This is a genomic window from Halorientalis brevis, assembly GCF_023077655.1.
Genome location: NZ_JALLGV010000004.1, coordinates 35,495 through 60,657 on the forward strand (window position 1 = coordinate 35,495; position 25,163 = coordinate 60,657).

The 25,163-nt window shown below is 64.6% G+C and carries 22 protein-coding genes and 1 tRNA gene; 15 read left to right on the plus strand and 8 right to left on the minus strand.

Annotated elements, in window-relative coordinates:
- The first annotated feature begins 69 nt into the window (after positions 1-69).
- The 5 genes from pstC (at position 70) to phoU (MU553_RS08390) (ending at position 5,288) form a co-directional block, all read left to right on the plus strand.
- Positions 70-1,116, plus strand: a complete 1,047-nt coding sequence (gene pstC / locus MU553_RS08370; RefSeq protein WP_247377652.1) for a phosphate ABC transporter permease subunit PstC — start codon at positions 70-72, stop codon at positions 1,114-1,116.
- Complete coding sequence (pstA, locus tag MU553_RS08375; RefSeq protein ID WP_247377654.1) at positions 1,113-2,675, plus strand: phosphate ABC transporter permease PstA; 1,563 nt, start codon at positions 1,113-1,115, stop codon at positions 2,673-2,675. The genes pstC and pstA overlap by 4 nt, the downstream gene beginning before the upstream one ends.
- Entirely contained in the window at positions 2,672-3,598 is a 927-nt protein-coding gene (gene pstB, locus MU553_RS08380) for a phosphate ABC transporter ATP-binding protein PstB (RefSeq protein ID WP_247377656.1), read from the plus strand. The genes pstA and pstB overlap by 4 nt, the downstream gene beginning before the upstream one ends.
- Positions 3,599-3,601: 3 nt before the next feature.
- On the plus strand, positions 3,602-4,270 hold the full coding sequence (gene phoU / locus MU553_RS08385; RefSeq protein ID WP_247377658.1) for a phosphate signaling complex protein PhoU: 669 nt from the start codon (positions 3,602-3,604) through the stop codon (positions 4,268-4,270).
- Between the two features lie 331 nt (positions 4,271-4,601).
- Complete coding sequence (gene phoU / locus MU553_RS08390) at positions 4,602-5,288, plus strand: phosphate signaling complex protein PhoU (RefSeq protein ID WP_247377660.1); 687 nt, start codon at positions 4,602-4,604, stop codon at positions 5,286-5,288.
- 203 nt (positions 5,289-5,491) lie between these two features.
- Here the strand turns inward: phoU (MU553_RS08390) and radB are convergent, their stop codons facing one another.
- A complete protein-coding gene (radB, locus tag MU553_RS08395) occupies positions 5,492-6,211 on the minus strand; it encodes a DNA repair and recombination protein RadB (protein WP_282594288.1) in 720 nt (239 codons plus the stop codon).
- A gap of 12 nt (positions 6,212-6,223) precedes the next feature.
- A complete protein-coding gene (locus MU553_RS08400) occupies positions 6,224-7,081 on the minus strand; it encodes a hypothetical protein (RefSeq protein ID WP_247377664.1) in 858 nt (285 codons plus the stop codon).
- A 72-nt stretch (positions 7,082-7,153) separates the two neighbouring features.
- Here MU553_RS08400 and MU553_RS08405 point away from each other — a divergent pair, with 72 nt between their 5' ends.
- Positions 7,154-7,885: a hypothetical protein gene (locus MU553_RS08405; protein ID WP_247377667.1), complete on the plus strand. Its 732-nt coding sequence runs from the start codon at positions 7,154-7,156 to the stop codon at positions 7,883-7,885.
- A gap of 8 nt (positions 7,886-7,893) precedes the next feature.
- On the opposite strand, the gene larC is transcribed toward MU553_RS08405, so the two are convergent.
- Positions 7,894-9,219: a nickel pincer cofactor biosynthesis protein LarC gene (gene larC, locus MU553_RS08410; protein WP_247377670.1), complete on the minus strand. Its 1,326-nt coding sequence runs from the start codon at positions 9,217-9,219 to the stop codon at positions 7,894-7,896.
- A 131-nt stretch (positions 9,220-9,350) separates the two neighbouring features.
- Between larC and MU553_RS08415 the strand changes: the two genes are divergently transcribed.
- A complete protein-coding gene (locus MU553_RS08415; protein ID WP_247377672.1) occupies positions 9,351-10,580 on the plus strand; it encodes an MFS transporter in 1,230 nt (409 codons plus the stop codon).
- 125 nt (positions 10,581-10,705) lie between these two features.
- Complete coding sequence (locus MU553_RS08420) at positions 10,706-12,934, plus strand: CDC48 family AAA ATPase (protein ID WP_247377674.1); 2,229 nt, start codon at positions 10,706-10,708, stop codon at positions 12,932-12,934.
- A 223-nt stretch (positions 12,935-13,157) separates the two neighbouring features.
- Here MU553_RS08420 and MU553_RS08425 read toward each other — a convergent pair whose 3' ends face one another.
- Both MU553_RS08425 and MU553_RS08430 read right to left on the minus strand, forming a co-directional pair.
- On the minus strand, positions 13,158-15,662 hold the full coding sequence (locus MU553_RS08425; RefSeq protein ID WP_247377676.1) for a methyl-accepting chemotaxis protein: 2,505 nt from the start codon (positions 15,660-15,662) through the stop codon (positions 13,158-13,160).
- 184 nt (positions 15,663-15,846) lie between these two features.
- The gene (locus MU553_RS08430; protein ID WP_247377678.1) at positions 15,847-16,989 is read right to left on the minus strand and encodes a CBS domain-containing protein; all 1,143 of its coding nucleotides are present in this window, start codon (positions 16,987-16,989) and stop codon (positions 15,847-15,849) included.
- Between the two features lie 82 nt (positions 16,990-17,071).
- Here MU553_RS08430 and MU553_RS08435 point away from each other — a divergent pair, with 82 nt between their 5' ends.
- The 3 genes from MU553_RS08435 (at position 17,072) to MU553_RS08445 (ending at position 18,784) form a co-directional block, all read left to right on the plus strand.
- The gene (locus MU553_RS08435; RefSeq protein WP_247377680.1) at positions 17,072-17,419 is read left to right on the plus strand and encodes a lycopene cyclase domain-containing protein; all 348 of its coding nucleotides are present in this window, start codon (positions 17,072-17,074) and stop codon (positions 17,417-17,419) included.
- Between the two features lie 187 nt (positions 17,420-17,606).
- Positions 17,607-18,113: an HTH domain-containing protein gene (locus MU553_RS08440; protein WP_247377682.1), complete on the plus strand. Its 507-nt coding sequence runs from the start codon at positions 17,607-17,609 to the stop codon at positions 18,111-18,113.
- 200 nt (positions 18,114-18,313) lie between these two features.
- Positions 18,314-18,784 (plus strand): DoxX family protein, encoded by a 471-nt coding sequence (locus MU553_RS08445; protein WP_247377684.1) that lies wholly within the window; start codon positions 18,314-18,316, stop codon positions 18,782-18,784.
- Between the two features lie 27 nt (positions 18,785-18,811).
- Here the strand turns inward: MU553_RS08445 and MU553_RS08450 are convergent, their stop codons facing one another.
- Both MU553_RS08450 and MU553_RS08455 read right to left on the minus strand, forming a co-directional pair.
- Positions 18,812-19,015, minus strand: coding sequence for a winged helix-turn-helix domain-containing protein (locus MU553_RS08450; protein WP_247377686.1), 204 nt, complete (start codon positions 19,013-19,015; stop codon positions 18,812-18,814).
- A gap of 1,231 nt (positions 19,016-20,246) precedes the next feature.
- Positions 20,247-20,321 (minus strand) — tRNA-Val (locus MU553_RS08455).
- Between the two features lie 290 nt (positions 20,322-20,611).
- Here MU553_RS08455 and trpD point away from each other — a divergent pair.
- From trpD to trpG, 4 genes are read left to right on the plus strand one after another with little or no spacing between them, the layout of a single operon-like run.
- Positions 20,612-21,613 (plus strand): anthranilate phosphoribosyltransferase, encoded by a 1,002-nt coding sequence (gene trpD / locus MU553_RS08460; RefSeq protein WP_247377688.1) that lies wholly within the window; start codon positions 20,612-20,614, stop codon positions 21,611-21,613.
- Complete coding sequence (locus MU553_RS08465) at positions 21,610-22,251, plus strand: phosphoribosylanthranilate isomerase (RefSeq protein WP_247377690.1); 642 nt, start codon at positions 21,610-21,612, stop codon at positions 22,249-22,251. Before trpD ends, MU553_RS08465 begins: the two co-directional genes overlap by 4 nt.
- Positions 22,248-23,915, plus strand: coding sequence for an anthranilate synthase component I (trpE, locus tag MU553_RS08470; RefSeq protein WP_247377693.1), 1,668 nt, complete (start codon positions 22,248-22,250; stop codon positions 23,913-23,915). Before MU553_RS08465 ends, trpE begins: the two co-directional genes overlap by 4 nt.
- Positions 23,912-24,529, plus strand: a complete 618-nt coding sequence (gene trpG, locus MU553_RS08475; protein WP_247377696.1) for an anthranilate synthase component II — start codon at positions 23,912-23,914, stop codon at positions 24,527-24,529. The genes trpE and trpG overlap by 4 nt, the downstream gene beginning before the upstream one ends.
- A gap of 14 nt (positions 24,530-24,543) precedes the next feature.
- Here the strand turns inward: trpG and MU553_RS08480 are convergent, their stop codons facing one another.
- Positions 24,544-24,759, minus strand: coding sequence for a hypothetical protein (locus tag MU553_RS08480; RefSeq protein ID WP_247377698.1), 216 nt, complete (start codon positions 24,757-24,759; stop codon positions 24,544-24,546).
- Positions 24,760-25,163 lie beyond the last annotated feature (404 nt).

A 25,163-nucleotide genomic window follows, 5' to 3' on the forward strand; every position in this document is an offset into this window, starting at 1 on the left:
TCGATTTTCCTACACCGGATGTCCACAATTTCGGATTTCGGCCGATCAGTCCGTCTCTCGCTCGATGGCATGACGAGTTCACAGCTCGGAGTGCTCGCAGTGAGCGGCGGTTCGCTGCTCGCGACGGTGGCCCTGTTCTTGCTGAACTCGTCAGCGACGGGCATCCCGTTCGTGGTCTGTGTCGCGGCAGTTGGCTACGGGTGGGCGACCGAGCAATCGTTGATGGCGAAGGCGTTGACCTTCGTCGCGACGGTCTCGACGGTCGCGATCCTCGGACTGATCGCCGTTTTCGTAATCCTCGAATCGCTACCGGCCGCAGAGGTGATGAGTGACACGATCTTCGGAATCACCATCCCGGGCCTGGGAATGCTGACGAAAGCCCAGCCGCCGTACTGGGCGTCGCGCGAGAATGTCTTCTCGATGCTCCCGATGATCTACGGGACTTTCGTGACCACGGTGCTGGCGATCCTCGTCGCCGGCCCGCTCGGGATCGCGGGCGCGCTCTTCATCGCGGAGATCGCACCCACGTGGGCCCGTGAGATCGTCAAGCCCGGCATCGAGATCCTCGCCGGGATCCCGTCGATCGTCTACGGGTTCATCGGCTTCGTCATCATCAACCAGTACACGCAGGACGTGCTGGGAACCAGTTACGGGAGCCTGTTCTCGGTCGGTCTCGTCATCGGCCTGATGGCACTCCCGACCGTCGTCTCGGTCGCAGAAGACGCCATCACCTCCGTCCCGGAAGACATGAAACGCGGGTCGATGGGCGTCGGCGCGACCGACTGGCAGACGATGAAAAGCGTCACTCTCCCCGCGGCGTTCTCGGGTGTTGCGGCCGCAGTCCTCCTCGGCGTCGGTCGCGCCATCGGTGAAACGATGGCTGCGACGGTGATGCTCGGTCACGCTCAGGACATCCCCGACCCGATCTACGACATCTTCTTCAACGGGGAGACGCTGACGAGTCTGATCGCCAGCCAGTACGGGAACGCCCACGGCGTCCACATGAACGCGCTCTACGCCGCCGGCGTCATCCTGTTCGTCACTGTGACCGTCATCAGCGTTGCCTCCCAGGTCATCGAGTGGCGGATGAAAGAGAAACTGGAGGGGAACGCATGAGCAACGCCGACGCACGCGAGACGGAACTCATCACCGGTTCGACCAGCGGATACGAGCGTCTCGCCGAGGCGTTCATGAGCCTCAGTATTCTGACGTTCGTCCTCGGGCTGACGACGCTCGGCCAGGTAACGACCGCCAACACGTCGATTCTCGGCCTGGGGCTGTACCAGTTCCTCGGGTTGTTGCTCGGCGTCACAGGCGTCGGCGTCATCGGTCTCGGGGCCGCGTCCGCCGTCGGTATCGCCGAAACGACGCCCGATCCAGAGTCGGGCCTGGTCCCGGCGACGTTCTCCGGGGTCCTGTGGGCGCTCGTGATCGCTGCGCTGGCAACGTCCCTCGGTGGGCTCGGCGCGACTGCCGGCCTCGGTATCGGCCTCGTCGCAGGCGTCGGCGTGTTCGTCACGGTCGCTCTACTCGACGAGGACGTCGGAACGACGCTCCCCTCCGGTGGGCTCGCCGTCATCGTCGCCGCGCTGCTGCTCGGTGGCATCATCACGCCCGCCTGGGCGTGGAAGCCTCAGGACATCATCGCTCAGTTCCCCGCACAGGCGGTCGTCCCGATGCTCTCCCTGTTCTGTGGGATCATCACGGCCTGGAGCGCCGCGAAGGCCCGAAGCGGGTTCGGTACCCGCGGTCGCCAGTCCGGGGCGTATCTCCTGATCGGCCTCAACGCCGCGTGGATGATCGCCATCCTGCTGGTTGTCATCGGCTTCGTCGTCTCCAAAGGATGGGGCCCGATGATGAAGAACTTCGAGTACGTCGCACCGCTCACGATCGACTGGCCGTTCGTGATGAACCCCTCACAGGGGCTCGGCATTCAGCGCGGGATCAAGCCGGCAATCTTCGGGACGCTGTACCTCGTCGTCGGCGCAATCGTGTTTTCGGTCCCGCTGGCGATCGGCGCAGCGGTGTACCTCACCGAGTACGCCGAGCAGGGACTGTTCACGCGTGCGATCGAAGTCGCGACGAACGGCCTCTGGAGCACTCCGAGCGTCGTCTACGGCCTGTTCGGCCTGGCGTTCATCGTTCCGCGCTTCGGTGGCGAACTCTCGATCCTCGCAGGACAACTCGTCCTGGGATTCATGCTTATCCCACTCGTGTTAATCACTAGCCGTGAGGCGATCAAGAGCGTCCCGGACGGCTACCGCGACGCGAGCGCCGCGCTCGGCGTCTCGAAGTGGGAGACGATTCGCAGCGTCGTCCTCCCGGCGGCGATGCCGGGCGTCATCACCGGGATCATCCTCGGCGTCGGCCGAATCGCCGGTGAGACGGCACCGATTCTGCTCGTCATGCGCGGTTCGACGTTCCCACGAGCGGCACCGAACGTGATCGAAGGGTTCCAGTTCACGGCCTCACCGCCGTTCATGACGAATCCAGCACTGATGGAGGCTGCGACCGCACTGCCGCTCCAGCTGTACGCCATCATCACCGCTGGGGTCGGGGAGACCCAGGCGTTCGGATGGGGGACCGCGCTCGTCCTCCTCATCGTCGTGCTCTCGCTGTACGCGATCGGCATCGCGGCTCGAATGTACTTCAGGAAGAAGCTCAAGCACCTATGAGTAGCGAAATAGACAGTACCGAGACAGAAGAGGAACCGGCTACATCGACGACCGACTCGTCGTCCGTCACGACGACCGGTGAGAGCCAGGAAAAGATCCAGGACGAATGGACTGACTACGAGTTCGACGGCGAGACGAAGTTCTCGGTGACCGACCTCGACGTCTGGTACGGGGACGATCACGCGCTGCAGTCGGTCTCGATGGACATCCCCGAAAAAAGCGTCACCGCGCTCATCGGGCCGTCCGGCTGTGGGAAGTCCACCTTCCTGCGGTGTCTCAACCGCATGAACGACCGCATCAAGGCCGCCGAGGTCGACGGGACGGTCGAACTCGACGGGATGGACATCTACCAGGACGGCACGAACCTCGTCGAACTCCGCAAGCGCGTCGGGATGGTGTTCCAGCACCCCAACCCGTTCCCCAAGTCCATCAAGGACAACATCTCCTACGGGCCGCGCAAGCACGGTGACATCGACACCGGCCTGTTCGCTCGGCTCCTCGGTCGCGACGACACCGAGGAGGAACTCGAACTCGTCGAGCGCTGTCTCAAACAGTCCGCCCTCTGGGACGAGGTCAACGACCGCCTCGACGACAACGCCCTCGGACTCTCCGGTGGCCAACAACAGCGGCTCTGCATCGCCCGCTGTCTCGCCGTCGATCCCGAGGTCATCCTGATGGACGAGCCCGCGTCCGCGCTCGACCCCATCGCCACCGCGAAGATCGAGGACCTCATCGACGACCTCTCCGAGGACTACACCGTCGTCGTCGTCACCCACAACATGCAGCAGGCGGCGCGTATCTCCGATCAGACGGCCGTCTTCCTGACCGGCGGGGAGCTCGCCGAGTACGACGACACGGACAAGATCTTCGAGAACCCCGAGAGCCAGCGCGTCGAAGACTACATCACCGGAAAGTTCGGATAAGGCGTGCCACGCGAAGAGTACCAAGAGCGGCTGGACGAACTCCGCGACGACGTGGTCCGGATGGGTAACGTCGTCTCGACGCGGCTCCAGAAGACGATCGCCGCGCTCGAAACGTACGATCAGTCGATCGCGACGCGTATCGCCGAAACCGACCACGAGATCAACGAGCTGTATCTGGATCTGGAACAGGATTGTATCGACCTGTTCGCGCTCCAGCAGCCAGTTGCCGGCGATCTCCGCTTTATCGCTGCCTCGTTCAAGATCATCACCGACCTCGAACGCATCGCCGACCTCGCGGCGAACCTCGCCGCATCGATCCGTTCAGCGGAAACTGGGCTCTTCTCCGAGATCGCCATCAGCGACCTCGCGGAGATCACCGTGGAGATGCTCGACGATGCCATCGCCGCCTACGCCAAGGACGACGCTGAGGCGTGTTTCGCAGTCGCCGAGCGCGACGAAGATCTCGACGGGCGCTGCGAGCGAGCCGCCCAGCAGATCATTCGCACGCTCGTCGACGAGACCCCCTCGAACGACGAACTCGAACTGTTGCTCGAATCCGTCACGAGCGTCCTCCTGACCATCCGCGACCTCGAACGCATCGGCGACCACGCCGTCAACATCGCCGCCCGCACCCTCTACATGGTCGAAAACGACGACGCACTCATCTACTAGTACCTTTTTACGTCAGGGGGTTTCCTCGGCCCGCTGGGCCTGCGGGAACCCCCTTCGTAAAAATCTACGCTAAAAACTGCTCCGACTCACTTCGTTCGTCGGAGTGAACCGGCGGCCGTTGGCCGCCGGATGCTCGTGGTGGACCTGCCCTCCCCGCTCGCGACGAAACGCGAGCGAGGCCCTGCATCAAAATGCCGGTACTCGGGGCGTCTCATCGCCGCCCACACTCTCTACATGGTCGAAAACGACGACGCACTCATCTACTGAGCGCCTTCAGCGTGATTTATAAGCGAACATAAGGTTATTTAAGTTCGGCTGTGTCGGAGCCACTATGCCGCGGAAAGATTACCAACAGAAACTCGAGGATCTGCAGGACGACGTTCTCTACATGAGTGAGGTCGTCCTGGAGCGGTTCCGAGTCGGATTGGAAGCGCTCGAACACAAAGACGACGAACTCGCCCGGGACGTCATCGAGGGCGATCACGAGATCAACGAACTGTACCTGGATCTGGAACAGGACTGTATCGACCTCCTGGCGCTCCAGCAGCCCGTCGCGAGCGATCTGCGCTTCATCGCCGCCTCGTTCAAGATCATCACCGACCTCGAACGGATCGGCGACCTGGCGACGAACCTCGGCGACTACACCCTCGACGCCTCCCGGGACGTCTTCCCCGACGTCGACATCCAGGCCATCGGCGACGAGACGCTCGAGATGGTCGAAGACGCCATGATCGCCTACGCCGACCGCGAGCCCGAGATCTGCTTCGAGATCGCTGACCGCGACGACGACATCGACACCCGCTGTGAACGCGCCTCCGAACTCGTCGTCCGGGACCTCATCGAGACGGAGCTGGAAGAGCACGGCGAGACTGACGACGAGGACGTCGAACAGTTCATGCAGGAAGTCTCCCGCATGCTCCTGACCATCCGCGACCTCGAACGCGTCGGCGACCACGCCGTCAACATCGCCGCTCGCACCCTCTACATGGTCGAAAACGACGACGCGCTCATCTACTAGTACCTTTTTACTTCACCGGGTGTCCTCGGCCCGTTGGGCCTGCGGGCACCCGGTTCGCAAAAAGCTACGCTAAAAACTGCTCCGACTCACTTCGTTCGTCGGAGTGAACCGGCGGCCACAGGCGCCGGATGCTCGTGGTGGGCCTGCCCTTCCCCGACGCTCGCGATGAAACGCGAGCGCGGCCACCGCAACAACGATCCTGCTCAGGGCGATTCCTCGACGCTCGCCAGCCCCTCACCGGTAATCTTGAACCGGGCGGTCTGCCCGGCCGGCTTGGCCTGGTGTTTTTCGAGCGTGGCCCTGCGGTTACCGCCGCGGAACCGCTCGATCCGGCAGACGACGCCCGACCAGTGCGTGAGAGTGTGACCGCCCAGCGGGCTGGCGCGGTCGGTGTCCGGGTCGGTGTACACCTGATTCGTGATGACGACGGCGATGTCGTATTTGCGGGCCAGCGAGAGCAGATGCGTCACCTGCTGGGCGACCGTCCGGAGGGCGTCGCCGGCTTCGTCGTCTTCGGAGCGCTTGATCCGGTAGAACCCGGTCGCGCTGTCGAGGACGATCAGTTCGACCCGTTCTGCGAACTCCGCGGCGTCCTGGACGGCCTCGCCCTGCTGGTCGAAGTCGAGGACGTCCGAGATGATGATGCGCGAGGCCAGGTCGTCGATGTCGTCGGTCCGCGCCCCGGCGACCTGTTCGAGGCGCTCGACGGACAGCCCCTCGGTGTCGATGAACAGCGCGCTGTCGCCAGCGGCGGCAGTCTCAACCGCAGCGGAGAGCGCCAGGTTGGTCTTGCCCGCGGCCGGTGGGCCGTACAGTTGGGTGACCGCACCGCGCTCGAACCCGCCGCCGAGGAGGTCGTCGATCGACGTGCAACCGGTCGGAATCGGCTCGCTCACGTCCTGGCGTTGGGAACCACCGGACAAAAGCCCTCTCACTCACGCTCGCTGGAGGTGCGCCGCGAGAGCGTCCACGACGGCGTCTTCGTCGTCAAGGTCAGCGCGGGCACACCGGATGGCCGGCCGCCACCACGCCCGCCACCGGACGACGATGGTCTCGTCGGTCACGGCGTAGCTCTCGAAGTCGTCCCAGCCGTAGACGTACCGGGAGGCCGGGTATCGTCGTTCCAGTCCGACGGGCGTCGCTCGGTAGGTGCGCTGCTGGCCGAGGTTCCCGAGGACGATCGCCGGGGCGAACAGGAACTGGGCGACGGTGAACAGCCAGTCGACGTTCCAGAGCGCGTCGACGGCCATGGCACCCACGAGGAGCAACATCCCAGCGATGCTCGCGTACTGCATGCGCTGGCGCTGGGGCTCGGGCCACCCGGCTTTCCACTCGCACTCGACCGCGTCTTCGTCGACGAGGGCTGCGGAGTACCGGTTCCTCGCCATCGTCACCAAACCGATACCGACGAGCATCCCCGGCAGTGCGAGGAGGAACCCAGCGACCGCGGCCCCATCGGTCCCGGCCGCGTTCATGTGGGCGACGAACGCGAAGTGTCCCACTAGTACGAGGACCGGTAGCAGCGCCAGCCCCCACGCGAGTGGCGTCGCGCCGAGTCGCTCCGGAAGTCCATGCCAGCGGGACACGCCCCACGACGAGAGACCGGTGATCACCGTGATGGCCACCAGCAGGCCGATATAGAGACCACCCGCGTCGCCGGTGACCCAAGCCCCGAGACCGATGACGACGAACGGCGACAGGAGGGCGGCAGCGTACAGGCCGGCGACGAACGCGAAGAACGTGTCCGGCCGGTCCGGCAACTGGCGGGCAGGCCTCCGGAACTGCTCGTGCATGTTTGATTCACCGAAGCACATCGGTAAAGAACTTCTCCTACAATCTAAGTCACCACGCTGCGAACGCCCGGTGTGATCGTCGTCGCCACGGAGGACTTCGAGGTGTACCACGGCGTGGTCAACGAGCTGCGCGACCGCGGCGTCCCGTTCACCACAGTCGAGCCCGGCGATCCGCTCCCCGACCAGGCGTCGGTCCTCGTGACCGGCCCGGAGAGCACGATCGACGCCAGCGTCCCGGCAGTCAGCGCCGACCCGGAAGACCCGCGCCGGGCCGTCGAAGAAGTCCTGACGATACTCCGGGGCGGTGGCGGCCGGATCGTCGTCGGCATCGACCCAGGAGACCGACCGGGCATCGCCGTCCTCTCCGGGGACTCGGTCGTCGCTGCCTTTCACGTCCCCGCTGCCCAGACCGCAGAGGTGGTCGCAGCGGAACTCGAAGACGCCCCGAATCCCCTGGTCCGGATCGGCGACGGCGCGCGGCTGATCGGCGCACAGATCATCGACGACCTCCCGGACGTGCCGGTCGAACTCGTCGACGAGACCGGGACGACGCCGTACCTCGGGACCGGCGCACGTGGAATGGGCGACGTCCTCGCCGCGGTCAACATCGCCCAGATCGAGGGTGAGGAAGTCGAATCCCGCGAGGTCGAACCGACGGCCGGCGAACTCCAGACGATCAAGGAGCGCTCTCGCGAGTTGTCCGAGGCGAACTGGACGATCGACGACGAACTCGCGCGCCGCGTCGCCGTCGGCGAGTTGACCATAGAAGAAGCGCTGGCCGAACACCAGGGCGACGACACCTGACCGAGCGCCTACTCGCTCACGGCGTTCTCCGCCCGCCGCATGACCTCCCGGACTGGCAGGTCCGTTTTCTTCGCGACGGCCAGCGCGTCGTCGTACTCGGCGCTCACGTCGAACACCGTGCCGTCGGTGTCGCTGGCGACTTTCACGTCGACTTCGAAGTCCTCGCCGCCGATTTCGATCGTCGCGGTTTCGATGCTACGGTCGGCCATCCAGCGGTGGCCGGCGCCGTGCTCGCGGACGCCTAGCGTTCCCGTCTCCTCGGCCAGTTTGCGGGCGACTCGCTGGGCGTCGGCCGGCCGGACGATGACCTTCACGAGGTGACCGGGCCGCGATTTCTTCATCGTCACCGGCAGGATGGAAACGTCTCGCGCGCCCGCGTCCGCGAGGGTGTCCTGGAGGCCCCCAAGGACCTCCGGGGACGCGTCGTCGAGGTTCGTCTCTAGAACCGTGATCTCGTCTTTTCGGAGGTCGCCACCGCCGTCGCCCACCACGGCCCGCAGGACGTTCGGTCGGTGGGCGAACTCGTAGCCGCCTGCCCCGTAGCCGGACGAGGCGATGCGGATCGAGGGCAGCGTCTCGACGCCGTCGGCGACGTGTGCGAGGATGGCGGCGCCGGTCGGCGTCAGCAACTCCGCGTCGACTGGTCCTCCTTTCAGGTTCCAGTCGGCTCGCTCGGCGATCTCGACGACGGCGGGCGTCGGCACCGGGTAGGTACCGTGGGCCATCTCCGTCTCGCCGCCGCCCGTCGCGAGCGGCGTCGTCACGACGCGGTCGACGCCCAGGTCGTCCAGCAGGAGACAGACGCCGACCACGTCGGCGATCGCGTCGTCCGCCCCGACCTCGTGGAAGTGCGTCTCGGCGAGGTCGGTGCCGTGGACCGCCGCCTCGGCCTCCCCGAGAATCTCGAAGATCGCCGTCGCATCCGCCACGACGCCGCTCGGAAGATCGAGGGACTCGACGACGTCGACGACCTCCGCGTAGGAGCGATTCGGACCGTGCCCTTCTGCGTGGGTGTGATCGTGGTCGTGATGGTCGTGTCCGTGACTGTGGTGATGATCGTGCGAGTGGTCAGCCTCGTCGTGATCGTGGTGATGATCGTGAGAGTGGTCGTGGTCGTCCGCAAACTCGTCAGCGTCCTCGGCGGTCAGAACGACGTCCACTGCCGTGGCACTGATGCCGTTTTTTACGACAGTGTCGACTTCGTAGGCCACGTCCAGCGCGTCGGCGTCCTCGACGGGCGCGAGGGCGTCCCGGTCGGCACCGGCGGCCAGCAGCGCGCCCAGAAGCATGTCGCCGCTGGCACCCATCCGGCCGTCGAAAGCGAGCGTTCGCATGATCGTACAGAGTGCCCTGCACGGGTAAAAGCGTCCGATCCGCAGTGGCACGGCCGCCGGTCCGCACGAGGGCCACGACGGACAGCGAAACCCCGTACTGTCATGGGTGCGGCCCGGGTACCGTCGATTCGATGACGGAATCGTCGGCGGCATCGAAGTACACGCTGTGGGTGATCGTCGCCTCGGCGACGCTGACGGTGATGGCCGGCGCGATCCTCGGGCCGGTCGTCCCGCAGATCCAGGACGGGCTCGACGTGTCGGAGTCGCTCGCCGGGCTCGTCATCACGACCCACGGGGCGCTCATCGTGCTGACGAGCCCCGTGGCCGGAGCGGTGATCGACCGGTTCGGCCCGCGTCGGCCCTTTATCGGGGGCCTGGTGGTGTACGCGATCGGCGGCAGTGCCGGCCTCGTCGTCGACACCTTGCCACCGCTGCTCGTCTCGCGGGCGGTACTCGGCGTCGGCACCGCCTTCGTCTACACCGGCATCACGGTCCTCATCTACGACCTCTACGAGGGCCAGCGGATGGAACGCGCGCTCGGGCTCCGCAGCAGCGCCAACAGCGCCGGCGCCGCCGTCTGGCCGCTGGTCGGCGGCGCGCTCGGAACCCTCTCCTGGCAGTTCCCCTTCGCCATCTACCTGATCGCACTGCCGCTGGGGCTGCTCGCGATCGCGACGGTTCCGGAAACCGGTCGTGGCGATGGTGGCGAGGGGCAAGTGGAGGCCAACGGCGGCTCGCCCGAACCGCAGACGGATGGCGGACTGGCTGGGGTGCTCGCCGTGTTCCGCCGCACGCCCGCGCTCTTGCTCGTCTACCTGCTGTACTTCGGGGCGAACGTGTTTCTGTACGGGATCGTCGTCTTCTACCCGCAGTTGCTCGATCGCATCGGGGTCACCTCCTCGTTCTCGATCAGCCTGTATCTCGCTGCGAACGGAGCCGCGGGCGGCGTCTCGGCGGTCGCGTACGACCGACTCAAACGGCGGGTCGGCGGGCACGCGCTCGTCCTCGCTGCCTTCGCGTTCTGGAGCCTGGCGTTCGGTCTCGCGACGGTGGCCGACTCGCCGGTGCTGGCCGCAGGGCCGGTGATCCTCTTCGGGCTCGGACTGGGGCTTGTCTTTCCCTCCGCGTTCGCGTGGGTCGAGTCCCTGGCTCCGCCGGACCGGCAGGGCCAGTACAGTTCCTACGTCGCCTCCTTCGGGTACGTCGGCCAGTTCCTCTCGCCGCTAGCGTTCGGCCCGCTGGTTCCCGCGGTCGGCGTTCGAGGTGCGTTCGCTGCTGCGGGCGTGACGGCGGTCGTCGGTGCAGTGTCGCTCGGCGGTGTGCTCGTGGGTCGGCGGGAACTACGTCCGAGTGAGCCCTGACTCGCCTCCCACGTGGGTGCAGTGTGGTACTCAGTCGCCGTCGCAATTATCAAAGCGGACCACCGGTAGCAAAAAGCATATCTCCCGGCGTCCCGGACTGTGTCACATCCCCACAGGCAACAAGTATGAATGAAGTCCAACTGGAGGTGGCGAAGGCCTACCCGAACGATTCGGGTCGCGGTATCGCCCGCCTTGATCCGGATACTCTGCTCCACCTGAAGCTCTCTCCCGGAGATATCATCGAGATCGAAGGGAGCGACACCACTGCGGCGAAGGTGTGGCGAGCGGATCGGCAGGACTGGAACACCGATACCGTCCGAATCGACGGGTTCACGCGGCAAAATGCCGACGTGGGCATCGGTGAGCGCGTCACCATCCGCAAAGCAGAAGCACAGAAAGCAGATCAACTCGTCCTCGCGCCTCCCGAGGAAGCGAGCGTGCAGTTCGGCAGCGACGCCGCTGGGATGGTCAAGCGACAGATCCTGAAGCGGCCGGTCGTCGAGCGCGACATCGTCCCGGTGATGTCCTCGACGAACCACCCGTTCATGCGCTCGCCCGGCCAGGCCATCCCGCTCATCGCGGTCGAGACCGAACCGGAGGGGGTCGTCCTCATCACCGAGGACACTGAAGTGGAACTCAGAGAAGAACCGATTTCCGGGTTCGAGAAGACGGGCGGCGGCATCACCTACGAGGACATCGGCGGCCTCCAGAACGAGATCCAGCGGGTCCGGGAGATGGTCGAACTCCCGATGAAACACCCCCAGATCTTCAAGAAACTCGGCATCGAGCCACCGCAGGGGGTGTTGCTCCACGGGCCGCCCGGCACCGGGAAGACCCTGCTCGCGAAGGCCGTCGCCAACGAGACGTCGGCGAGTTTCTTCTCCATCGCCGGCCCTGAGATCATCTCGAAGTACTACGGTGAGTCAGAACAGCAGTTGAGAGAGATCTTCGAGGACGCCAGCGAAGAGGCGCCCTCGATCATCTTCATCGACGAACTCGACTCCATCGCCCCCAAGCGCGAGGACGTGACCGGCGAGGTCGAGCGCCGCGTCGTGGCCCAGCTCCTGACGATGATGGACGGCCTCGAATCCCGCGGCCAGGTCATCGTCATCGCGGCGACGAACCGCGTCGACAGCGTCGACCCCGCGCTGCGTCGTCCCGGTCGCTTCGACCGCGAGATCGAGATCGGCGTCCCCGACGAGGTGGGTCGCGAGGAGATCCTCCAGATCCACACCCGCGGGATGCCCCTCTCGGACGACGTGAACCTCTCGAAACTCGCCACGGAGACCCACGGCTTCGTCGGTGCCGACATCGAGAGCCTCACGAAAGAGGCCGCGATGAAGGCGCTCCGGCGGTACCTCCCCGAGATCGACTTAGACGAGGAGGACATCCCGCCGAGCCTCATCGACCGGATGATCATCAAGCGCGACGACTTCCGCGGCGCGTTAAACGAGGTGAGTCCGAGCGCGATGCGGGAGGTGCTGGTGGAACTCCCGAAGATCGACTGGGACGACGTCGGCGGCCTCAACGAGCCGAAAGAGCAGGTCCAGGAGGCAGTCGAGTGGCCGATGACCCAACCAGAGAAGTTCGAGCGCTTCGGCATCACGCCACCCTCGGGCGTCCTGCTGTACGGCCCGCCCGGCACGGGGAAGACCCTGATGGCGAAAGCCGTCGCGAACGAGACCGACGCCAACTTCATCTCGGTGCGCGGCCCGCAACTGCTCTCGAAGTGGGTCGGCGAATCGGAGAAGGCGATCCGGCAGACCTTCCGGAAGGCCCGACAGGTGTCACCGACGATCATCTTCTTCGACGAGCTCGACTCGCTCGCCCCTGGACGGGGCGGCGAAGTGGGCTCGAACGTCTCCGAGCGCGTCGTCAACCAGCTCCTGACGGAACTGGACGGCTTGGAAGAGATGGAGGACGTGATGGTCATCGGCGCGACTAACCGGCCGGACATGATCGACCCGGCGCTCATCCGCTCGGGTCGGTTCGATCGCCTCGTGATGATCGGCGAACCGGGCGTGGAGGGCCGCGAGCAGATCCTCCGCATCCACACCCAGGACATGCCGCTCTCGGCCGACGTGAGCCTGCGAGAACTCGCCGAGATTTCCGAGGGCTACGTCGGCAGCGATCTCGAATCCATCGCGCGCGAGGCGGCCATCGAGGCGCTCCGCGAGGACGACGACGCAGAGGTCGTCGAGATGCGCCACTTCCGCCAGGCGCTCGAGGGCGTCCGTCCGACCGTGGACGAAGACATCCGCGACTACTTCGAGCGCATGAAAGACGAGTTCAAGGGCGGCGGTGCCGAGGCCCAGCAGCGCCGCGGCGGTGGCGGCCGCATCGGCTTCCAGTAAGCGATCCCGTTTTTCACGGCGCGGCTCCGCCGCGCCACGCGCTGCCCACGACTCACAGCGCAGCCCGTGGCCCCGACGACTGCTGGGAGACCGTGAGCGAACAGCGTCGCTGCCATTCGTCCGACCGACGTAACGGTATAGAGAGACGACACCGCCAGTCAGTGGCCATCAGATCGTCAGTATCGTCATGCCCAGGGCGACACCGGCTGTTGTCGGAACCGGCTCAGTCGTCGGTCGTCCCCTCGAGCGAGGAGAGTGCGTGCGACTCTTGGTCAGGTTCCGTCCGCATTTTCTCGTCGCCGGCTGTCACGTCACTCCCAGCGGCACCGGCATCCGTCGTCTCGTCGGTCTCGAACCGGGCGAGTTCGCTCGTGAGATCGCTCGCTTCGGCGTTCAACTGGTCGGCGCTCGCCGCGATGTGGTCGATCCGCGCGTCCTGTTGGGCCACTGCCTCGGCCGCACCGACGGCGTCGTCCTCCGTGCGCTCGCTGATCGAGGTGACGCTCTCGACCATCGAGACGACTTCCTGGCTCGCACTCGCCTGCTCGTCGGTCGCGCTGCTGATGGACTGGACGCTCTCGTTCGCGCGCTGGACGTGGTCACCGAGTCGTTCCAGCGAGGAGAGCGCGTCGTCGATGGTATCGATGCCGTCGGCGAGCGAGGTCTGCATCTCGCGGACGTCGCTCGCGGTGGCGTCGGTCGTCTGCTGGACGCGTTCGATGCGCGCCTCGATGTCGTCGGTCGCCTCGCGCGTCTCCGTCGCCAGGTCCTTGACCTCGCTGGCGACGACGGCGAAGCCCTCGCCGGCTTCCCCGGCCCGAGCGGCCTCGATCGACGCGTTGAGCGCGAGCACGTTCGTCTGCTCGGCGATGTCGTCGATGAGATCTACCACCTCGACGATGGCCGTCATCTCCGATTCGAGCTGTTCGATGGCGTCGACGGTCTCGTCGGCGGTCGTCCGGATGCGATCCAGCGTCTCGACTGACTCGGTCGCCAGCGCCGTCCCGCGCTCGCCCTCGTCGGCCGCATCGCCGGTCACCGACGCTGCCTCGTCGGCCGAGGCAGCGACCTCCTGGACGGTCGCCGAGAGGTCGCTCATCTCGCTGGCGATCGCCTGGAGGCGGTCGGACTGCTCGCTCGCACCGTCTTCGATGGAGTCGATGTTGGCTGCGACCTGCTGACTCGCCGCTTCCACGTCGGTCGCACTCTCGACGACGCGGTCGCTCGCGTGCCCGACCGACGCCGCGAACGCCTGAATGTCGCCCATCGTCGTCTCCAGGTCCGCGAGCATCGCGTTGAACGAGTCGGCGATCTCGGTCATCGCCTCGCTCTCGGCGTCCGCGTCGAGCCGCTGCGTGAAGTCCCCGTCCGCTGCCCGCTCCATGACGGCCGCAAACTCGTCTGCCTTCCGCTGGAGTTGACTGGTGAGGCGTTCCGCTTCCTCGCGGGACTGGGCTGCGTTCTCGTGAGCGGCTTCGAGGTCGTCGATGAGCGTTTCGAGATCGGTCGCCATCGTCGACAGCGACTGCCCGAGCCCACCCGGGACGTCCTCGTCGATGACGGGCGCGTCGAACTCCTGTCTCGCGAGCGCTTCGGCCTGCTGGGAGACCGTCGAGAGGTACGACTGGGTCTCCTGGAACGAATCGACGACGTCGCCGACCTCGTCCTCCCGATCGGTGGCTTCGATCGCCACGTCGACGTTCCCCCTGGCGATGGTCCGGGCGTTCGTCGCAAGGGCACTGAGTTGACGAGCGGTATTACGCCCGAGCGTCAGCCCGATGAGCGTCAGTCCGAGCAACATCACGCCGAGCAAGACGCCCAGATGCGTGGTGACGAGCGAGCGCAGCGCGTAGGCGCTGCCCGTCGGCGCCCGGACGAGCAGCGCCCAACTCGACTTGTTCACCGGTGCGTACGCGACGAGGGTCCCGTTGGCCGTCGCGTTCGTCCCCTGCGTCGCGACGCCGGTCGTCCGGTTGAGCCCCCGGACGACGGTCACCGGGGGTTCGGTCCCGTTGCCGTACGCGTCCATGGTCGCCGTCCCCGCCTGGTCGAAGACGACCGTGTTGTCGCCGTTGACGACCATCGTCCGCCCGTCCTGGACGGACGTCTCCAGGGTGTCCGCCACCGCCCGGAGCGAGACGGTGATGACGATGACACGGTCACCGGACTGCGGCACCGGGCTGATGAACGCGATGACGGGCTGGCCGCTCCCGCCGGCGTAGGGCTCGCTGACCAGCACCGACGATTCGTTTATAAACGTCAGCGATTCACCAGCCCACGGGGCTGCCGCGTCCTCGACGGTCTGCCCTTCGAGGATCGGTGACGTGGACGCGAGGATCGTGTCGGAACTCTCGTTGACGTAGTGGATGTTGTGGATGTCGGACGGAAAATGCGCCTTCTTGGCGTCGAGTAAGGGACTGATCGTGGAGACGTCACCGTCCGACAGGTCGCCGGACCGCGACAGCATGCGCGTGAGGAGTTCGCGCTGCGTATGCCACTGCTCGAGTTGGGTCGCCTTCGAACTCGCGACCGTCTGTAACTCGGCGTTCGTGTCCGTCGTGACGGCCTGTCCGACCGCCACGTAGGTGTACAAGCCGATGAGACACGTGAGCAGTGCAACACATCCGAGACCGAAGAGGAACTTCCGGAAGTAACTCTCCCGGACCGACACGGGAAGTATCCTGTCGAATTTTGCTAGCCACTCACCGGCGTCACCGTTGGGCCCCATTGTTCGGAGAGCGAAGACACATCGAGTTAAACGTATTCCGCCAGTTATCGAACGTAAATTTCTATTATCAACCCTCTATTCGGGAATTGAGAAGCAATAACTGACAGATCACTATATAGAGACAATAGTGGAAGCGGGAGCCACCAAGTCGACGGTGGAACCCGCACGCGCTCGGCCGTGTGTCCTATAGCTGGGCGAGTTTGCGCAGTAGCTGACCGCGGTACTCCTCGTCGGAGCGGACGTTCTTCAGTTCGAGGACGTTCCGTTCGAGTTTGTCGAGCGCGACGTTGAACGCCTGTTCGGCGCCGTAGCCCTCGCCAGAGCCGGCGATCTGGCCCTCGGTCGTCCGGAGGCGGATCTGACACTGGATGAGCGGGGTCCCGCGGAGTTTCTCCTTGTGCTCGTGGAACCGGACGTGCGAGTGGCGGACCTGCATGTCCTGGTACTTGTCGACGACCTCCTCGATGTCCGTCCGGATGTCCTCGCGGACGATCGTGTCCAGGAGGTTGATGTTCGTGATCTGGACGTCCATGTGCTCTTCCTCGGTGTACGTGAGCGCCCGGAGCACGTCGGTCTTGGTGAGGATGCCGACGACCTCACTGTCGTTGTCCTCGGGGGTCACGACCAGTCCGTTGAAGTCGTTCTCGAGCATCCGCTCGACGGCGGTCTTGACTGACTCGGCCAGCGTCGTCGTCGAGACGGGACTGGACATCACGTCGTAGACCGGGATGTCGAGGATGCGCTCGATGTCACCGGCGCGGTCGCCGGTGGTGGCTTTGTCCACGTCGCGGACGACGATGTCGACGATGTCGTGGGTCGTCGTCATCCCGGAGAGGTTCCCGTCTTCGTTCAGGACCGGTACGCGCGAGATGCTGTGTTCGCGCAGGAGGTTGATGGCCTGCCCGATGTGCGTGTCCTCCTCGACGGTGATGACGCTCTCCGTGTAGATGTCTTCGACGTCGATGGCGTCCAGGTTTTCGAGGACGGCGTCGAGAATCTCGTTCGTCGTGACGATTCCCCACAGATCGCCGGCCTCGAACACCGGTGCGATCTTCGTCCCGCCCTCGACGAGGACGCGGGCGACCTCGCGCACGTCGTCGGTGCGCTCGACGTTCGGCGCCGAGACGAGCATCGACTCGGCTTTCATGTCGTCGTTGACGTGCGACTGGACGAGCTGGCGCTTCCCGATGACGCCGGCGTACTCGCCGTCGTCCGTGACGATGATGCCTCGGGGGTTCTTGCGCTCGAAGATAGAGCGGACTTTCGCCAGTCGCTCGCCGGTATCAACTTCTATAAAATCACTTGTCGCGATCTCGGCAATATCCATCGTAATCTCTCCTCGTGGCTTGGTCGCGGGGGGTAATCAAACTTAGCGGTACCAATTTCCAGCCAGAGCCCGTATTCTGCCTGTGCTTCCGGACATCACCGTCTTCGGTCGGTACACCTACCTGGTGACTGAACTGCTCTGGGGAACCGTCGCCATCGTCCTGGTGACGTACGCCGGCGTTGCCAGGGAGGCGCTCCGAACGACTGCCGTCCTCTACCCCTTCGCGTACCTCTGGGACTGGTACACCCTCGAAGTCGGCGTCTTCGTCATTCCGCTACGGACGGGGATCGAACTGCTGGGCATCCCCATCGAGGAACACATCTTCATGCTCGTCGTCCCCGCCATGGTCGTCGGCACACACGAAACTCTCCAGCAACTCCTCGATCAACCAACGTCCAGAGATTCCGAACAGTCAACTGCAGAAACATAAGTTGGTTTCCGTACTCGTTCTGTCGGATCGGTATGTTTATTTATTCCAGGTAGAGTTCTTACATTGTAGCGAGTTTTCGCGGCCTGCGTGACATTATATCAGTGAAAGGGGTCCTATGTGGTATTATATCTATTAAAGCAACGCTTTAGGGAGATCAGCGACCATCTACTGATGGGAGGGGAAACCCATGGAAGCAACTACGAACTCCGATTCGATTCGTCTCGAACTTTACGTACGGACACTGTCACCATCTGGTGCACGGGCCCGTCAGGAAGCGGTTCTCGAACGCCTCCAGCGCCTCGAGGACGAGGGCCACATCGACGACTTCTACGTGAAGGTTTGGGGCAAACAGATCGACCCGACGACCAGAGCCGCGGACACGGACCAGGGGCAGTTCATCCTGAACCGGATCGCGGAATTCAAGCAGTGGGCGCTAGCCGAGAACACCACGCTGGAGTCGTTCTACCAGACCCACGAGCAGTCCTCGTCGATCACCGGCGAGGACCATACCAAGATCGTGCTCCCGAAGATGGGGCTCGCCGAGTACCACGGCAGCGAACTCGAACAGGTCGCCCCGTGCACGACTGGTGACGACGTCTACAGCATCACGGACCATCTCGACGAACTCGAACGTCGGCTCGCCGGCCCCTCGGCCGCCGAGCAGGCGACAGTGTCGCCCGTCGCAGAAGAGTGACGCTGCTTCCGCGGGTGGTTCCGTTCGTCTTCTTATCCTTTCAGTCCACGATCAGTCGAGACTCTGTTCCCGCCAACCGCCAGGTCCCGCTGGGGACGCACCGATAGCCATCCGATGGATTGGTCGCAGCGACTGTGCTACTAATCGACACTACGTCGCCGAAACACCGTTGCTCCGTCTGACCGATTCGCGCGTGTACGATGCTATCTACTCGTTCGTCGTGGGTGCCGCTGCCCCTCCGCATCGGTATCGGGACGATCATGACCATCCACGGGCTGGGGAAACTCGGCGTAGGACCCCTCGCATCCCCCGACGGCGTCGCCGGGTTCGCCGGGTTCCTCGCGTCGCTCGGGGTTCCGCTCGCCCTCGTGACGGCCTGGTTCGTGACGCTGGTCGAGCTGGTGGGTGGTGTGCTGTTGCTCGTCGGCCTGTTCGTCCGGTACGCGGCCGTGTTCATCGCGGGCGACATGGTCGTCGCCACGCTGCTCGTCCACCTCCCCAACGGCTTCGCCGTCTCGGACGGGGGCTACGAGTTCACGTTGCTGCTCGCACTCGCGTCGGTTTCGCTCGTGCTGAGCGGTCCCGGCGTCCTCTCGCTCGAACGGGCGCTGCTGGGCGGCGAGTACGTGCCGCTGTCGTCGTCGGGAACGACCGAGGAAGGGACTGCGTGACCAGTTGCGACCAGGACAATATCGGAATCACCGAGGATCGTCGCGGAGTTCGTAGAGCCCTGTTGGGTCGTGAAATTTCTGCACGTAATCAGCTGCGAGAAGAACGTTGAGCCGGTTGTGAATGTGCTGACGGGAGTAGGTCGTCTCGTCAGCAAGATACCCGACTGTACACCGCCCCTCGGCTAAGAGATCGAGAATTGCGTCGTCGGCAGCCGTGAGGTCAACCGGCACTGTTACGTTCTCACCGATGAGCGCAATCCGTTTTACCGGTTTGGGTTCACTGATTGATTGTTTACTATTGCAGTAGACATATAGTAAAATCCTTTGCGTGACTTTACGTACGAAAAGGTGAGGAGTGTGGTCCTGGGGTCACGAGAAAGTGGCCGCCTGCTGGCACAGGCGACCGCGCTTCTCGGGTCTGAGAAGCATGTCGAGAAAGAATCTTGAGAGGCAAAACTTTGACTCACGCATCGTTTGTGATGGTGGTACCAATCGTCGGTATCGCAATCCCGAGTTCCTCTTAGAGCAGTATGTGGAACAAGGAAAGACGTTAGAGGAGATCGCAAATCTTTGTGATGTTACATCTGTGACGATAAGGCGGTGGCTCGAACGTCACGATATTGAACGTGAACCACTGTATACTCGCCGTGAGTGGCTCGCCGAACAATATATCGAACGTCGACGTTCCTCGAACGAGATCGCGGAATCATGTGGTGTCTCTCCAAGCACGATCAGACGATGGCTCGATAGACACGAAATCAGCCGTAAACCTCGGTACAAGAAACGTGACTGGCTTTACGACCAGTATGTAAGTGAGGGTCGCCATCAAGATGATATCGCTGCGGAATGTGATGTCGCAAAAACCACAATCTGCCATTGGTTGGGTCGTCACGGCATCACGGATGGGGGATCACTGAAACGGACTCATTGTGCGGAGTGCGGTGATCCGTTTCGATATTATCCCTCGGTTCGCGATGGCGAATACTGTTCGAACGACTGTGCAAACGGACAGCGTAGTAGACAGATCCAAATGACATGTCCATCATGTGAGGAAACGTTCGAACGGCGAGCGTCGCTGGACACCCAGTATTGCTCGATGGCCTGCTGGGGTAACGGATATCAAACTGAGACGGAGGGATACTATTCGACGACCTGGTTTAAACAACGGGAGAAAGCACTCGAACGTGATAGTTACCAATGTACAGTGTGTGGAATCAGTGACGAAGAACACGTTCGCCGATTTGGTCGCGGACTCGAAGTCCATCACAAAGTCCCAGTGAGGGCATTTGCCGCATGGGATAAGCCACCAGCAGATGCTCACGTACTACGAAATCTGACAACTGTCTGCCGCACACACTATCCTGATGCACCGGGAACAACTGTAGAACCCAGTGAGGAGGCCAATAGCCTCGAATAACAACTCCCCATCTAACGGGCTGGAAATGTAAAGAAAATTACGAGATGGGTTCGGACGGATTTGAACCGTCGGCCTCCTCCATGTCAAGGAGGTGTCGTAACCAGTCTAGACCACGAACCCTTGCTGCTTGCACTCAAGCGTAATCGGCAGTGGTAATTGAAGGTTTCGGATTCGTCATCGGCGTGCCGTCTGCCAATCAGGACCATGGAAGAGGTGTAGTCAGGAATTGCGGGTTTGTTTGTACGCGAGCGACTTTGTCGCTCGCGCTTTTTTGGTCCAGATTTTTTGATGGGGGTTGAGCGCTCGCCTGCGGCGAGCGCGATGCCCCCATGAAAAAAGGTGGTCCGAAGGGATTAAGTTGATGTACGGATTTGTACATCGTAACACAGACTAGTTCATTGGTGACCACAATGCAGGACTACATAGAACGAGTGACAGAGGGCGAGGATCTCACGCTCGAAGAGGCGCGGGAGGCGGCGACGCTCGTCTTCGAGGGGGCGACGGAGGCACAGATCGGGGCGCTGCTGTCGGCGCTGCGAGCCAAAGGCGAGACCGAGACCGAGATCGCCGGGTTCGCACAGGGGATGCGCGCAGCTGCACGAACAATCGAACCGGAGCGGACGCCGCTGGTGGACACCTGCGGCACCGGTGGCGACGACTACAACACGATCAACGTCTCGACGACGAGCGCCATCGTCGCCAGCGGGGCAGGGGTTCCCATCGCCAAGCACGGCAACTACTCGGTGTCCTCGTCGTCCGGGAGCGCGGACGTCCTGGAAGTCGCCGGCGTCAACGTCGAGGCCGAACCGCCGGCAGTCGAGGACGCGATCGAGAGCAGCGGGATCGGGTTCATGCTCGCGCCGGTGTTCCACCCGGCGATGAAGGCGGTCATCGGGCCGCGGAAGGAGCTCGGCATGCGGACCATCTTCAACATTCTCGGGCCGCTGACGAACCCCGCGGGCGCAGACGCGCAGGTACTCGGCGTGTACGACCCCGACCTGGTGCCGCTCATCGCCAACGCGCTGAAACACATGCCCGTCGAGCACGCCATGGTCGTCCACGGCTCCGGACTGGACGAGATCACTATCCACGACGAGACGACCGTCGCGGAAGTCCAGGGGACCGACGTCGAAGAGTACACCATCGAACCGGCGGATCTGAACCTCGAACGGGCCAGCATCGAGGCCGTCGCGGGCGGCACGCCCGAGGAGAACGCGGCCGACCTCCGTGGGATCGTCGAGGGCGACGTGAACGGGCCGAAACAGGACATCATCCTCGCGAACGCCGGGGCGGCGATCTACCTCTCCGGCGAGGCGGACTCGCATCGCGAGGGCGTCGAGGTCGCGCAGCAGGCGATCGACTCCGGGAGCGCCGCCGAGCAGCTCGCCGAGTTGTGTTCGGGGCAGGCATGACGCGGACGAAGATCTGTGGGATCACGCGCGAGACGGACCTCGACGCGGTCGTGGACGCGGGCGCGGACGCGGTCGGAGTCACCGCGGCCGTGTCGGTCGACACGCCGCGAGAGGTCTCGGTCGACCGCGCAGCGGACCTGATCGCTGCTGTCCCGCCGTTCGTCACGGGCGTTCTGGTCACCATGCCCGAGACGGTCGCGCGCGCTGTCGAACTGGTCGAAGCCGTCGAGCCCGACGCCGTCCAGCTCCACGGCACCCTCGACCCAGACGAGATCGCTGCGGTCGGGCGGGACGTGCCCTCGAAGGTGATTGCAGCGATCGACGCTGAGAGCGACTCGATCGAGGCGTACGCCGCGGCGGCCGACGCACTGCTCGTCGACTCCGTGGACGAACAGGGCGGTGGCGGGACGGGCGAGACGCACGACTGGGATCGCACGCGCGAACTCGTCACCGACCTCGACGTGCCTGTCGTGCTGGCGGGAGGGCTGACGCCGGACAACGTCGCCGCGGCAGTCGAGACGGTCGAACCGTTCGCAGTGGACGTGGCGAGCGGGGTTGAGCAGGAGGGCGGCGTGAAAGACCAGGCGGCAGTACAGGCGTTCGTCGAGCGGGCCACGCGCGCCCGGGTGGAAGCATGATGGACACGTCGCGCGAGGAGTTCGTCGAGCTGGGAGACGAGGCACGAAGCGAAGGCGAGCGACCGGCCGTCGTGCGCGTCGCCGCGGACCTCGACGTGGACGTCGAACCGCTCTCGGCGTACGCCGCGCTGACCGGGCGCACAGCCGAGGCCGACCCCGCTCCCTACGCGTTCCTGCTGGAAAGCGCCGAGAAGGTCGCCTCCAGCGACCCCGACGGAGCGTTCGCACCCTCGATGGAGGAACGCCACGCCCGCTACTCGTTCGTCGGGTACGACCCCGAGGCCGTCGTGACGGTCGACGCCGACGAGACCACGGTCGAGACGTTCGACGACCGCTACGCCGATTACGTGACGCCGGACCGAGACGGCGACACCGTCGACAGTCTGCGCGGGGCGCTCCCGGACGCGACGCTCCGGGGGTTCAACGGCGAGGACCGCCAGCACCTCGACGGCGGACTCGTGGGCTTTCTCTCCTACGACGCCGTGTACGACCTCTGGCTCGACGAGGTCGGCCTCGACCACCCGGACTCCCGATTTCCGGACGCTCAGTTCGTCCTGAACACCAGGACGCTCGTCTTCGACGACATCGACGACACCGTCTCGCTCGTGTTCACGCCCCTCCTGACGCCGGGCGAGGACGCCGGCGACCGGTACGACGAACTGCGTGCGGAAGCGGACCGCGTCGCCGACCTTCTCGCAGGAGACGTGCGCGTCGAGACAGGCGGCTTCGCCCACGAGCGCGACACGGCCGGCCCGCGCGAGGAGTACGAGGACGCCGTCCGCACCGCCAAAGAGCACGTCCTCGACGGCGACATCTACCAGGGCGTCATCTCCCGGAAACGCGAGCTGTACGGCGACGTCGATCCGCTCGGGTTCTACGAGGCGCTGCGCGCGGTCAACCCCTCGCCGTACATGTACCTCCTGGGATACGACGGGATGACGGTCGTCGGAGCGAGTCCGGAGACGCTCATCTCCGTGCGCGGGCGGGACGTGATGTCCAACCCCATCGCGGGCACCTGCGACCGCGGATCGAGCCCGGTCGAGGACCGCCGGCTGGCCGGCGAGATGCTCGCAGACGGGAAGGAACGCGCCGAACACACGATGCTGGTCGACCTCGCACGCAACGACGTGCGGCGCGTATCCGAACCGGGGAGCGTCCGCGTCGAGGAGTTCATGAACGTGCTGAAGTACTCGCACGTCCAGCACATCGAGTCCACCGTCACGGGCTCGCTGGCCGCCGACTCGGACCCGTTCGACGCGACGCGGGCGTCGTTCCCGGCGGGAACGCTCTCGGGCGCACCGAAGATCAGGGCGATGGAGATCATCGACGACCTGGAACGCTCGCCCCGCGGTCTGTACGGCGGCGGCGTGGGCTACTACTCCTGGACCGGCGACGCCGACTTCGCCATCGTCATCCGAACGGCGACGGTCGAGAGCGGAGACGGCCCCTACACCGACGACCTGGCCGGCGACGCGGACCGCATCACGGTCCAGGCCGGCGCGGGGATCGTCGCCGACAGCGACCCCGCGAGCGAGTACTTCGAGACGGAGAAGAAGATGAACGGCGTCCTCACGGCGCTGGACCGCATCGCCGACGTGGACGTGAGCGCCGACAGCGAACCCGCCCCGGATCGGGCGGCCGGTGCCGAGGAGGTGCAGCGATGACCGCCCACGTCACCGACGCCGCGACCGACAGCGAGGAGAAACGAGTGCTGTTCGTCGACAACTTCGACTCGTTCACCTACAACCTCGTCGAGTACACGAGCGAGCACGCCGAGACCGAAGTCCTCCGGAACACGGCCTCGCTCGCCGACGTTCGCGAGGTCGACCCCGACGCGATCATCATCAGCCCCGGCCCCGGCCATCCGAAAAACAGCCGCGACGTGGGCGTGACGATGGACGTCCTCGACGAACTGAGTCCCGAAATCCCGACGCTCGGCGTCTGTCTCGGCCTGGAGGCCGCAGTGTACGCCTACGGCGGGGAGGTCGGGCGTGCGCCCGAGCCAGTCCACGGGAAGGCATTCGCCATCCAGCACGACGGCGAGGGCGTCTTCGCGGGACTGGACCAGGGCTTCCAGGCCGGACGCTATCACTCGCTCGTCGCGACGCGCGTTCCGGACTGTTACGAGGTGAGCGCCACCTGCGAGAGCGACGGGAACGACCTCGTGATGGGCGTCCGCCATCGCGAGTATCCGATCGAGTGCGTGCAGTTCCATCCCGAGTCGGTCCTGACGGCCGTCGGTCACGACGTCATCGCGAACTTCGTCGACGCCGTCTGAGCCGGCGCGCGCGATCAGCCGGCGGCCAGCAGCGTTTCGATCCCGGGCAGTCCGAGACCGAGAACCTGATTCAGCACCAGCATCGTCCCGAGAACGACCAGCCCGACGATGGCGACCTTGATAGCCAGGCCGATCAGGAATCGGACGAGCATGACGACGCCGACGAGGGCGACCAGCCCCACGACGAGTTCCGGCATCGAGAGCATCTGGCTGAGTTGCAACGCGACCATACTCGAATGTGGTAGTCTTGGGACATAAACGCTGCTGGCCGAGCGAACCGCGCCGTCGAAGCGCTCCTTCTCTCGGGTCGCGAAGTCGATCGCTCGCCCGCCGACAGTCGGCGCCTCGACCGCCGCAATCCCTGCGACGTCTACGGGTTTTGAGACGTTCAGTCGCCATCGGCGCACGACGAGTCGGACCTGTCGTCGCGGGCGCACAAATCGCGGTCGAACCCCCGACGATTTCCACTGGACTCCCACGCCACGTCTGTCGATTCTGTCGTCGGTTGTTTCACTTTCACTTCGGTCTGGTAGGCATTAAGACGGGCCGTCACGTTGCTATCCAGCGTAGACAACAGGCCCGCAGATGGCCATTTGCGAGTACGGACTTACAGAACAGTGACAACTGTGTCGAG

Bases quoted from the DNA above. Each gene is read 5' to 3' on its own strand.
- pstC (WP_247377652.1), top strand. From the start codon at position 70: ATGACGAGTTCACAGCTCGGAGTGCTCGCAGTGAGCGGCGGTTCGCTG.
- pstA (WP_247377654.1), top strand. From the start codon at position 1,113: ATGAGCAACGCCGACGCACGCGAGACGGAACTCATCACCGGTTCGACC.
- pstB (WP_247377656.1), top strand. From the start codon at position 2,672: ATGAGTAGCGAAATAGACAGTACCGAGACAGAAGAGGAACCGGCTACA.
- phoU (WP_247377660.1), top strand. From the start codon at position 4,602: ATGCCGCGGAAAGATTACCAACAGAAACTCGAGGATCTGCAGGACGAC.
- MU553_RS08400 (WP_247377664.1), bottom strand. From the start codon at position 7,081: ATGCACGAGCAGTTCCGGAGGCCTGCCCGCCAGTTGCCGGACCGGCCG.
- larC (WP_247377670.1), bottom strand. From the start codon at position 9,219: ATGCGAACGCTCGCTTTCGACGGCCGGATGGGTGCCAGCGGCGACATG.
- MU553_RS08415 (WP_247377672.1), top strand. From the start codon at position 9,351: ATGACGGAATCGTCGGCGGCATCGAAGTACACGCTGTGGGTGATCGTC.
- MU553_RS08420 (WP_247377674.1), top strand. From the start codon at position 10,706: ATGAATGAAGTCCAACTGGAGGTGGCGAAGGCCTACCCGAACGATTCG.
- MU553_RS08425 (WP_247377676.1), bottom strand. From the start codon at position 15,662: ATGGGGCCCAACGGTGACGCCGGTGAGTGGCTAGCAAAATTCGACAGG.
- MU553_RS08430 (WP_247377678.1), bottom strand. From the start codon at position 16,989: ATGGATATTGCCGAGATCGCGACAAGTGATTTTATAGAAGTTGATACC.
- MU553_RS08440 (WP_247377682.1), top strand. From the start codon at position 17,607: ATGGAAGCAACTACGAACTCCGATTCGATTCGTCTCGAACTTTACGTA.
- MU553_RS08445 (WP_247377684.1), top strand. From the start codon at position 18,314: ATGCTATCTACTCGTTCGTCGTGGGTGCCGCTGCCCCTCCGCATCGGT.
- trpD (WP_247377688.1), top strand. From the start codon at position 20,612: ATGCAGGACTACATAGAACGAGTGACAGAGGGCGAGGATCTCACGCTC.
- MU553_RS08465 (WP_247377690.1), top strand. From the start codon at position 21,610: ATGACGCGGACGAAGATCTGTGGGATCACGCGCGAGACGGACCTCGAC.
- trpE (WP_247377693.1), top strand. From the start codon at position 22,248: ATGATGGACACGTCGCGCGAGGAGTTCGTCGAGCTGGGAGACGAGGCA.
- trpG (WP_247377696.1), top strand. From the start codon at position 23,912: ATGACCGCCCACGTCACCGACGCCGCGACCGACAGCGAGGAGAAACGA.
- MU553_RS08480 (WP_247377698.1), bottom strand. From the start codon at position 24,759: ATGGTCGCGTTGCAACTCAGCCAGATGCTCTCGATGCCGGAACTCGTC.